The following is a 9170-nucleotide window of genomic DNA, read 5'->3' as shown; positions in this document are numbered from 1 at the left end:
CGATCTGTCACCAGCTTCACAGCCTCAAACTTGAACTCCTTCGTGAACTTCCGTCTTACCATGTCCGATCTCCAGGTCCTTGGTCACGATCTTATCTTCGTGTCCACGAAACCGGCAGCAGGCCACCTGGACATCTTCTGGCTGAAGGACGACAGCCTGGAGGACATCGACAGCCTGCCCGAACCAGACGTGCTTTCTGTAGCGCGGCGGCAGCTTTTGCACGGTAGCGTTGCAGCTTTTGCACGAAAATTTCCGTCAGCCGTCAGGATCCAGTATCGAAAGGGCGTTTCTGACGAGATGTCGCGCTGTCACAGTCGGGAGATCAGACGGCCATGCGAAGCTGGGCTGGCATGGGCCGGTCGGCGTCGCGCCGGGCGGGGGCCGCTGCGGGGCCTGTTCCGTCGAAAGTAAAGAGCATCGCGCGTTGCCGAGCCAGTTCACGCGGGTCGACGAAGCCGCTGGTGGAGCGCCCGCGCTGGCGGCCGGCAGCAGCAGCCGCCACGCTGTCGTAAAGCGCAGGCACCCGGATGGCCGCGCCCTCGAAGATTTCGCGCACGGTCAGGATCTGCATCGCCGGGAAAGGGCCGGTTGTGGTCTGGACAGTGCCGACCTGGCGGGCCTCGTTGAGCATGCCCCGCGAGGGCTCGTGTGCACAGATGAAAACGGCGATGGCATCTGGATCGCGCGTCTCCCGCCGCTCGCGCTCGAGCGTGCCGGCAAGATCGCGGATCATGCCCGGGTTGAGATTGCGGCCGCCCTTGACCGAGATGATGCCGCGGCTCTTTCGGTCGTTGCCGGTGAGGAAGTAGAAGATCCCGTCGATCCCGCGATCGCCGCGATACTTGCCGGAATGCATGCCGCCGATCCGGGTGACGGCCCATTCCTCGAACTTGAAAGGGTGGTTCTCGGCCAGGTACAGGGCGCCATCGACGCTACGGGGGATTCCGAACACGTCGTAGTCGATGGCCGGGAAGTACGTGCGGAGGCGGTCGCCCACAACGCTCATGGCCTGGATCGCAACATCGATCCCGATCCAGCGGCGACCCATGGCATGGGCTGCGTGCAGCGTGGTTCCGCACCCGCAGAACAGGACACGCTGAGCATCAAGCTGCGCGGGGACCATTCGCCGCCGCCCGAAAAGACCGACCCGGTGCGGGTGCCGGACGACGCCGAGATCGAGACGACCGACGAAGAACGCGAGGGGTTCCTGATCGTGCGCGCCATTGCCGCCAGGTTTGCCCCGATCGAGCGGATCACCATCAGGGACGCCAAGAGCTATTGCGCCATCCTGATGGACGACAACAACCGCCGCCCGATCTGTCGCCTCTACTTCAACTCGCCAACCACGAAGAACATCGGGCTTTTCGATGCCGAGAAGGTCGAGACCAAGGTGCGCGTCGAGGGACCGGCCGACCTTTACAAGCACGCTGCAGCGATAGAGGCCGTTGTTCAGGCCTACTTGAATGGGTGACGGCGCGGGCCGAGGCCTCAGCCGGCAACCAGCAGCTCTCCCCGCGCCCCCCGTGCCGAGGCCTTGGCCCGCTCGAACAGCTCCTGTCATGCCGCCGAGGCGAACACAATGAATCCAGGCTCGCCGTTTTCGCCCGGAATCGCCGTGACATTCGGCGGGGGCGGGGCGGGCATTTCCGGGCTGGCCAATACGGTTAATCCGGTTGCCCCTGGCTCGGCGAGCACGATCGGCTCAATGTGCCATTGGCTCTGCTGGCTCTGCCCGCCGCCGGCCAACTGTTGTGCGGCGACACCTGTCGATAGACCGATCATCATGGTTGTGGTTCCTCCGGGGGTTCGGGCGGGGGCGTGAACACGCCGTCGGCATAGGACCAGCCCGGCCCGGCCTCGCCCGCCTCGGGCCAGCCTGCGGCCCAGTCGGGCACCGCGCCGGGTGCAGCCTCAATCACGTTGACAACGACGCCTGCCTCGACCTGTGCCAGTCTCATATCCAGATCCTCACTTCGCCACGCGCGCCGTTATACGGCCCGCCCGACGTGCGCCGCCCCGCGCCACCGCCGGGCGCGACCCCGCTCTCGTTGACGTTGCCGCCCCGCCCGGCGAATGCGGATAGACCACCCCCATCGGAACTGCGCGCCCCACCGCCCCCGCCCCACCAGCCATGCACCTTGCCCTCATCCGCCGGATCGGAATATCCGCCGCAGTGGTAGGCGTTCCAGCCACCGCCCAAGCCACGCGCAAACATCCCCCCTGGAGCGGCTGGCACCGGCTGGCCCGCCGCCGCCTTATCAGCGCCGTGGCCCGTCAAAAGCGATCCGAAAGTGGTGTCGCCTGCGCTGCCCGCAGGCTTGTTGTCTGTGCGCCCAACGCCACCAGCGGCTATCAATATGCTGACCGCACCGGGAAGCTCCGCCGCACGGAAAATCCCTATCGCACACGCGCCGCCACCTCCCGGAGTATAGCCGCTGCTGCCGCCACCCGCACCGATCGCGTGCACCCGCACCAACCGATTATCGTGCAACCCGCCCGGCTTGGTCCACGTCCCGGACACTTCGAACTGCCAGTAGAAGGTGCCCGCGTAGGCTGACGCACCGGCCAACAACGGGCTCTGCACCCGGAATGCCCCGCCGACATATTCCAGCGTGCTGCGCAGCCCCGCGCTGACGGAGCCCGGGAGAAGCGTCGCGCCTTCGGCATCCAGCACCGGCACCGGCGGCAGCCCCCCGATCGACAGCGTCATGCCGCCCGTGTTGACCGACGCCCAGCTGATCCCGAACCGCATGCCGTCGATCAGCCCGCTGGGCCCCAGCGGCGGATCCAGCGTGGCCGTGATGGTGTTCACCCCCGCCACCCCCGTCAGCGGGAAGCAGCTGGCGCGGTACAGCGCCGCCATGTGCATCGCGTATTGATCCAGGAAGCTCGGGCCGGGAATCGGTCCGGCCGAAGACCCGGAGAAGATGTCGCGCGTTCCCATCAGGCCCACAGCTCCTTTCCTTCGTCGACCAGCGTCAGGCTGGCCATGAAATCCGCCCGTGGCTCGACCGCGAAGACCACCGCACGCAGCATCTCGCGCCCCAGATCGCCCACCGCGACCAGCACATCCTCTGCGATCCCGGCGGCCGGTATCGGCGGGTCGAATTCCAGGACATCCGTTTCGCCGGTGGCGCCCGCGACGGCATGCACGGTGACCGTGCCGGTCCTGCGCCGGATCGCGGCCCCGGTGCGCCGGCCAATGGCCCGCATATCCGTGACGGCCCGCATGTCCGTGACGGCCAGCAGGTCGGCTTCGTTCGAGACAGGCACCGGGTTGTCCAGGCGGATCGCGGCAACCTCGTCCCCGTCCAGGGCCACGTCCATCACCCGACCGGCCCCGGCCTGCGCAGAGAGCGTGTCATGCACGACGCCGACCAGGTCGCCGCGCCTGCAGACGATCGCCTCGGCCGGGGCCTCGATCGTGTAATAGACCCCGCGCACTTCCGCCTGGGCGAGGTCGTATTCCGCGCGCTTGCGCACCTCGGCCTCGGTGACGAGACCCTCGTACCGCACCTGTTCGACCAGCCCGGAATCGTCGCTGTAGCCGGGCCGCATCACCATGATCTGGCGGGTGTCATGATCCCGCTCGGCGTCAGAAAAGCTGACGCGGAACCCATGCGGCAGGCGCGGGAACGCCTTGGTCCACTCGAAGCCCGAGGAGTTCCGGGGCGTAAAGATCTGTACGGGGGCCTCGGCCGAGCGGTCCAGGTCGCGCGCAACGCCCCAGCGTTCGGACATGCGGGGCTTGGCATAGCCACAGCCTGCGACGATCTCGGCCGCTTCCATGACGGTTTGCCCGTCGAAGATCGCGGTGCACCGGTAGCCCAGGTCGTCGCAGGCCGCGCGCCACTGGACGAGGTCCTCATCGTCGATGATGTCGGCCGGAACCGGGTCCAGGTTCTGCGCGCCGGTCCAGATCGCCCGAAGGTGCGGGGCGGGGTTGTCGGTCACCGTCCAGTCGGCCCAGGCGCTGCCGTTCCAGTCGCGCACATAGCCGCCCGCCCGGCAACTGAGCGAGTCGAGATTGCGGTTTCGTGCGCGCACCGCAACGATGGCCAGGGCATCGGTGGGCAGCGGGTGCTCGTTCCAGACCGAGACAGAGCGCACCAGCTGCAGCGTATCCATGACGCCATTCCGGCCGTAGACGATCTGCCCGGGCGTTCCTCTGACGCCCCAGAAATCCCAGACCGATCCGCCCACCGTGTAGCCCGCGGCCGAGAAGGTCGATGCCCGGAAGGCCGCCCCGCGGCGGATCTCGATCTGGTAGCGTCCCTTCGGGAACACGGAGGGATCGAGCATGATCCGCGCCTCGTATCGCGACATGATCACATGCCGGACGCCGGTGGCGCCCAGGTTGTTGGCATCGAGCCAGGGATCGCCCGCGCCCGCGAAATAGGGATGCGCTGACCAGTCGTCCGAGGCGGGCGCAGCCGTCTGGCCCGGCGCCGTCACGCGGGCATGGACCCAGCCTTCGCCGGGCGAGGCGCCGGGCGAGGTCGTGGCGTCATCGGCCCAGATCAGTCGGATGGTGCTGCGCATCTGCCGGACATCCGAGCCCTGGAAATGCAGCTCGGGCAGGTCGATCCACTCCTCGGTGCCGAGCCGCCGCATCCGGAGCCGCAGGGGCACGCGCAGGGCCAGCCCATCGTCGCCGTTGCGATGCAGCCCGCCCGGGAACACCAGGTGCAGCCAGTGTTCGTCCGGCGCATCGCGTGTGGCGAATGCCACGGCCTGCGGCAACGCACTGGCCGTATCGCCGGTGGCGCTGTCCAGCGTGAGCCCGTCGTCGCCCACCTGGTGACCACGCAGTTCGGTCTGCAGCGCCTCGGTCCGGGCCTGGCGACGCAGCAGGGATATGCGCGAGTCCCCCGGCCAGCCTTCGCGCACCTCGTAATCCACACCGCTGAGCGTGCCGAGTTCGGCGGTTCCGACGCGGATATCCTCGATCCGATGCGGCCCGGCGAGCACGAAGGCCGCTTCGACCACCTCGTCGGGGCCGTCGAAATAGACCAGCGGTTCGGCGGCCAGTGGGGGAAAGACCTTCATCTCGCCGACGACCCGCGGGACAGGGGCGTTCGCCTCCAGCAGGTTGCCCGCCGCACCGGCATCGCCCGGATTGCGCGTCTTGCGTTGCTGCTGGCGCGCCATGGGCGTCGACACCAGCGACGACAGGACCAGCGACCCGGCATAGCTGACGCCCGCTGCGAGAAGCGTTGCGCTGGGGCTGCCCGCGGCGAACAGTCCCCCGGCGGTCTTCACCCCGCCCGCCGCGATCCAGCCCGTGGCGGCCATCAGCGCGAAGCTCGCCACCACGGCAAAGACGTTCTTGCCGTCCCGCCCCCCGCCCAGGCGCTGCGGCTCGGTCAGGCCTGCAACCGCCACCCGCGCTGCATCCAGCAACGGGTTCGGCAAGGGGGTCGGAAGAACGCCGTTCATGCCGCGCCCCCCGCGCACCGGGCGCGCAGGGCGTCGTGCAGGTCGAGCAAACCCTCGATCAGGTCGAACCCGCCCGCCGTCACGCCGGCATGGGCCAGCTTGGCCACCGCGTCCGACGCCTCTTCGGCCCGCTCGCTCAGCCGGACCAGCGTGCCGATATAGGAGTCGCTGTCGTCTTCCTGCAGCATCAGCGCGCCCAGCTCGTCGTTCAGCCGCTGCGACGCCTCGGCCGCTTCCCGGAACCGGACCAGCCATTCCCGGAACACCGGGTCGATCACGGTCACGCCGCCCATCACCAGCACCCCCCGCACATCGCCAGCCCGGTGCCATAGGCGACCCACAGCCCCGCGGTGAACAGCACGGCCAGCGCCACCCCGCCCGCCACGTCGTCGAAGGTCAGCGCGGCGGCGGCCGAGGCCAGCGTCGCCAGGACGCCGCCGCCCGTCTCGGCGGGCAGCGGGGAAAGGGCCGCCTGCCGGCCGGTCTGCGCCTGGGGCTGGGGCTGCGGCTGGGGCTCTCCGGTGATAAGCCAGCTCAGATCGGCACCCACACCTTCGGCCAACGCGCGGCAGCCATCGACAGGGACCTTCACGGTCCCTTTGATCCACTTGTTCAGCTGCTCGGCGGTTATGCCGGCAGCCCGCGCAGCCGCCGATTTCGTGTCATACCGTTCGACAACCTGGGCGATCCGCTCGCCCAGGCGTTGCCGCTCGATGTCAGCGCCCGGCTGCGCCCTGGACGAAACCCCGCTCATGCGCAGCGCCTCTTGTCAGCGCCCGCGTCATCCTTTTCCCTTTCGACGGGCGGGTATTTCGCGGTATCGAGGATCCGAGGTTTGTTCTTGGGATAGCGGTCGGGCCACAGCTGCTCGGGCTTCAGGTCCAGGAAGTCGGCGATGATCTTCTGGGCCCGATAGTTGGTCTGGGCGTTGACCCTGCGGCACAGCGACGGGTCCATCCCGTTGCGGCGCCCCAGTTCGGTCAGCGTCATGCCCCGGCGGTGCAGCTCGGCCTTGATGCCGTGCCAGTCCAGCACCGGGTCCGGTTTCTTCTGTTCCATGAAGCCTCCTGCAAGGGGCGGGTGCGCACCACCCGCCTTTTGTCGGTGTGTCGGTCACAAGGGCCGCAGGCCTGAGCCTGTAGCCGTAGGGAAAGGAGTAAACAGAGTTGCTCTGTTTGTAAACAGAAAAGCTCTGTTTAGAGTTCATGGGTCGAAAGCCTATTGTTAACAGTGAGTTGGGGCGTAGGCTCACGCAGGTTCGTGAGGCTGCTGGCTTCAAGACGCGCAAAGAGTTGGCGGCGACGCTAGAAATGAATGCCGAGACGCTCGGTGGGTACGAGCGCGGGACATCGATCCCAGACCATGCGTTCCTGAAGCTCTACAAAGACAAGTTCGGCATCAGCATCGATTGGCTTGTCACCGGCGAAGGCGAGATGTCCCTGTCAGACGTGCCCCGGTCGCCCTGGGAACCGCTCCTCGCCCAGGATCGGGCGATGTACGAACGCGCCATGCGCGCCGCGACGGGCACAGGCGTGCCGGGGCCGGTCGCAACCGGACCCTCGGGGTTCGTCCACCTGCCGCTGTTCGATATCCACGCCTCGGCGGGCCTCGGCATGCCGGTGGGGCCAGAGGTGCAGTTGGGCGCGCTGGCCCTCGACCGCGCCTTCCTGCGGGCCCAGGGCGCCAACCCCGACCGCTGCTCGGTCATCGCCGCCTCGGGCGATTCGATGCAGCCCGCCATTCCCGACGGCGCGCTCCTGGTCGTCGATCACGGCCAGACCGAAATCCGCAACGGCCACATCATGGTGATCAACGTGGGCGAGGATCTGCTGGTCAAGCGCATCCGCCGCCGCCTCGACGGCCTGGCCGACCTGATCTCCGACAACCCCGCCTATCCCCCCGAAACCATCGGCCGCGACATGATCGACCAGCTCCGCATCGTCGGCCGCGTGGTCTATTACTGCAGGACGCCGTGATGGGCTGTCTGTTAGGGTTTCATCGCTGGCTGGAGAGAAGGAGACGGGAATGCTGTTCGTGAAGTGGGCCGCCTGGGCGTGTTTCGCCGCCGCTGTGCTGTGCGTCGTCTGGGCCGCGGGCATCAACGCGCCCGATCCGCTCGTCTTCGTGGTGCCGCTCCTGGTCAGCGGTGTCCTGATGCTCGCGCTCGATCTCGCCCTGACCCGCCTGACCGAGATACGGGATGCCATCCTGGGCCGCACCGCCCAGCCGTCACAGGCCACCAGCACCGCGCCGAACCGGAACAGCGCGGAAGAGGTCGACGCGCTCGGCTACCGCAAGCCGAAGACGATCCAGGAGCTACAGGCCGCGATCGACACGCTCAAGAACCGGACCTGACCGTCAGGACCGCCCCGCTGGGCCCCGTTTCTGACGCTTCTCCAGCGTCCCACCTCGGCCAGCGGTTTCAGTGTGCCGCTCGCCGCGTAACGCACTGATCCGGCGATGTTAAATCAAGGTGGGACGCTGAGCGTCAAGGTGGGACGCAATCGTCCCACCTTGACGCTCCCCTGGGCGCTGACCGCCACCGGCCGCGCCGCCGCGGAACGGTTCCGGCCCACAGTGCCATACGCGCCTTTTCTCATGTGTTTCATAATGTTGCACCATGATTGCCTGATGCGCGGGGAATGTTTGCCAGGTGATAGACGAATGTGCGATTCCACCCCATGATTTCCCCGGTGACTTTCATCGCCGTCCAGAAGCGCTCACAGCCGTCACCCCTGTTTTCTTCTGTGTACGCAATGCCTTGGGTGGTCCTCTCCCTCTCTCCGCTCTGTCCAAAAGGTAAGACCCCCCTACACTTTCGGCCGAGATCGTCGAGAATCTGGAAGCCGCGCTGGAGCAGTTCAGAAGCGTCAGCCGGGAACTGGCAGGCGAGCCGGACTAGGCGGAGACAGACCCGACAAGTCCGCACTGTTGCGGTGGAAACGAGAAGGCGTCGCAGCTCTTCACGACACCGCCCACGTGATGCACGGGTCGCCGCCTCACCGCCCCAGTTTCCCCCTTGACGCCCCCCGGCGCCTCCCTTAACTAGCCCCTCGCTCTTGGCGGAGTAGCTCAGTTGGTTAGAGCAGAGGAATCATAATCCTTGTGTCGGGGGTTCGAGTCCCTCCTCCGCTACCATCATGACCCGACACCGCGGGTTGTCTCCCGGGAAAGCCCCCAGAATTCCTTCGACGACCACGTCGAGTTCCCTGTCCCGGGGCGTCACGATCGCGGCGCTGACGCGTGCGCGGATGCGGGGGTCTAGCCCCGCGGGGGCGGGGTGCCTGGCGTGCGGCAGTGGGCCGCACGGTGGTGCAGGGAGGCTTACCTTTTGGGCAGACAGGGAAGAGGGGAATGACCCCGAAGGCTTTGCGGACACGGGAAAAACGGAGGTAAGGGCCGCGGACGTTTCTGGACGGCGCTGAAAGTCATCCGCGCCGGGAACCTGGTGATCGCGCCCTCCGCCGACCGGATGATGGCGGGCCATGACACTACCGTCAAAGTGGCATCAAAAAGCGATCCGTCGGGAGGCGTTCCGGAACGTCTCGACAGTGTCGGGCGGAGGCGCGTGCAGGTCTTGAAAGAGGCCGGGGACGAGTTGATCCGTAAGCGTCGTTGGACGGCCACCCGGTTTTCAGGTTGACGGCTGGTAATTCCACGGGAGCAACTCGTCCAGTCGGCCTTGCGGATGGCCGGCGGCGATGGCTTCGAGGGTGGATTTCAGATAGGCG

At 67.2% G+C, this 9170-nt stretch carries 12 protein-coding genes and 1 tRNA gene; 4 read left to right on the top strand and 9 right to left on the bottom strand.

Annotated elements, in window-relative coordinates; genetic code table 11:
- Positions 1 to 322: 322 nt before the first annotated feature.
- On the bottom strand, positions 323 to 1048 hold the full coding sequence (locus NHN26_RS16930) for a hypothetical protein (RefSeq protein ID WP_253090502.1): 726 nt from the start codon (positions 1046 to 1048) through the stop codon (positions 323 to 325).
- A 3-nt stretch (positions 1049 to 1051) separates the two neighbouring features.
- Here NHN26_RS16930 and NHN26_RS16925 point away from each other — a divergent pair, with 3 nt between their 5' ends.
- The gene (locus tag NHN26_RS16925) at positions 1052 to 1471 is read left to right on the top strand and encodes a hypothetical protein (RefSeq protein ID WP_253090501.1); all 420 of its coding nucleotides are present in this window, start codon (positions 1052 to 1054) and stop codon (positions 1469 to 1471) included.
- Between the two features lie 86 nt (positions 1472 to 1557).
- Here NHN26_RS16925 and NHN26_RS16920 read toward each other — a convergent pair whose 3' ends face one another.
- The 7 genes from NHN26_RS16920 to NHN26_RS16890 are packed head-to-tail and all read right to left on the bottom strand — an operon-like array spanning position 1558 to position 6498.
- Positions 1558 to 1785 carry a hypothetical protein gene (locus tag NHN26_RS16920; RefSeq protein WP_253090500.1) on the bottom strand — a complete coding sequence of 76 codons (228 nt, stop codon included), beginning with the start codon at positions 1783 to 1785 and terminating at the stop codon, positions 1558 to 1560.
- Positions 1782 to 1958, bottom strand: coding sequence for a hypothetical protein (locus NHN26_RS16915; protein ID WP_253090499.1), 177 nt, complete (start codon positions 1956 to 1958; stop codon positions 1782 to 1784). The genes NHN26_RS16920 and NHN26_RS16915 overlap by 4 nt, the downstream gene beginning before the upstream one ends.
- Positions 1955 to 2944: a hypothetical protein gene (locus tag NHN26_RS16910; protein ID WP_253090498.1), complete on the bottom strand. Its 990-nt coding sequence runs from the start codon at positions 2942 to 2944 to the stop codon at positions 1955 to 1957. Before NHN26_RS16910 ends, NHN26_RS16915 begins: the two co-directional genes overlap by 4 nt.
- Positions 2944 to 5439 (bottom strand): phage tail protein, encoded by a 2496-nt coding sequence (locus NHN26_RS16905; protein ID WP_253090497.1) that lies wholly within the window; start codon positions 5437 to 5439, stop codon positions 2944 to 2946. Before NHN26_RS16905 ends, NHN26_RS16910 begins: the two co-directional genes overlap by 1 nt.
- Positions 5436 to 5732 carry a hypothetical protein gene (locus NHN26_RS16900; RefSeq protein ID WP_253090496.1) on the bottom strand — a complete coding sequence of 99 codons (297 nt, stop codon included), beginning with the start codon at positions 5730 to 5732 and terminating at the stop codon, positions 5436 to 5438. Before NHN26_RS16900 ends, NHN26_RS16905 begins: the two co-directional genes overlap by 4 nt.
- Entirely contained in the window at positions 5732 to 6193 is a 462-nt protein-coding gene (locus tag NHN26_RS16895) for a hypothetical protein (protein ID WP_253090495.1), read from the bottom strand. Before NHN26_RS16895 ends, NHN26_RS16900 begins: the two co-directional genes overlap by 1 nt.
- Positions 6190 to 6498 (bottom strand): helix-turn-helix domain-containing protein, encoded by a 309-nt coding sequence (locus tag NHN26_RS16890; RefSeq protein WP_253090494.1) that lies wholly within the window; start codon positions 6496 to 6498, stop codon positions 6190 to 6192. The genes NHN26_RS16895 and NHN26_RS16890 overlap by 4 nt, the downstream gene beginning before the upstream one ends.
- Positions 6499 to 6644: 146 nt before the next feature.
- Here NHN26_RS16890 and NHN26_RS16885 point away from each other — a divergent pair, with 146 nt between their 5' ends.
- The 3 genes from NHN26_RS16885 to NHN26_RS16875 all read left to right on the top strand — a co-directional run bounded on the left by NHN26_RS16885 (position 6645) and on the right by NHN26_RS16875 (position 8577).
- Positions 6645 to 7415, top strand: coding sequence for an XRE family transcriptional regulator (locus tag NHN26_RS16885; protein WP_253090493.1), 771 nt, complete (start codon positions 6645 to 6647; stop codon positions 7413 to 7415).
- Between the two features lie 49 nt (positions 7416 to 7464).
- Positions 7465 to 7794 (top strand): hypothetical protein, encoded by a 330-nt coding sequence (locus tag NHN26_RS16880; RefSeq protein WP_253090492.1) that lies wholly within the window; start codon positions 7465 to 7467, stop codon positions 7792 to 7794.
- 706 nt (positions 7795 to 8500) lie between these two features.
- Positions 8501 to 8577 (top strand) — tRNA-Met (locus NHN26_RS16875).
- Positions 8578 to 9073: 496 nt separating this feature from the next.
- Here the strand turns inward: NHN26_RS16875 and NHN26_RS16870 are convergent.
- On the bottom strand, positions 9074 to 9170 hold a 97-nt coding region (locus tag NHN26_RS16870; protein WP_435594217.1), incomplete at its 5' end, for a transposase domain-containing protein.

It is taken from the genome of Rhodovulum tesquicola, assembly GCF_024128855.1.
Classification (GTDB): Bacteria; Pseudomonadota; Alphaproteobacteria; order Rhodobacterales; family Rhodobacteraceae; genus Rhodovulum; species Rhodovulum tesquicola.
This window is presented reverse-complemented; position numbering and strand designations above follow the sequence as displayed.

Bases quoted from the DNA above. Each gene is read 5' to 3' on its own strand.
- NHN26_RS16910 (WP_253090498.1), bottom strand. From the start codon at position 2,944: ATGGGAACGCGCGACATCTTCTCCGGGTCTTCGGCCGGACCGATTCCC.
- NHN26_RS16895 (WP_253090495.1), bottom strand. From the start codon at position 6,193: ATGAGCGGGGTTTCGTCCAGGGCGCAGCCGGGCGCTGACATCGAGCGG.
- NHN26_RS16885 (WP_253090493.1), top strand. From the start codon at position 6,645: ATGGGTCGAAAGCCTATTGTTAACAGTGAGTTGGGGCGTAGGCTCACG.
- NHN26_RS16930 (WP_253090502.1), bottom strand. From the start codon at position 1,048: ATGGGTCGCCGCTGGATCGGGATCGATGTTGCGATCCAGGCCATGAGC.
- NHN26_RS16920 (WP_253090500.1), bottom strand. From the start codon at position 1,785: ATGATGATCGGTCTATCGACAGGTGTCGCCGCACAACAGTTGGCCGGC.
- NHN26_RS16900 (WP_253090496.1), bottom strand. From the start codon at position 5,732: ATGGGCGGCGTGACCGTGATCGACCCGGTGTTCCGGGAATGGCTGGTC.
- NHN26_RS16915 (WP_253090499.1), bottom strand. From the start codon at position 1,958: ATGAGACTGGCACAGGTCGAGGCAGGCGTCGTTGTCAACGTGATTGAG.
- NHN26_RS16905 (WP_253090497.1), bottom strand. From the start codon at position 5,439: ATGAACGGCGTTCTTCCGACCCCCTTGCCGAACCCGTTGCTGGATGCA.
- NHN26_RS16880 (WP_253090492.1), top strand. From the start codon at position 7,465: ATGCTGTTCGTGAAGTGGGCCGCCTGGGCGTGTTTCGCCGCCGCTGTG.
- NHN26_RS16890 (WP_253090494.1), bottom strand. From the start codon at position 6,498: ATGGAACAGAAGAAACCGGACCCGGTGCTGGACTGGCACGGCATCAAG.
- NHN26_RS16925 (WP_253090501.1), top strand. From the start codon at position 1,052: ATGGGCTGCGTGCAGCGTGGTTCCGCACCCGCAGAACAGGACACGCTG.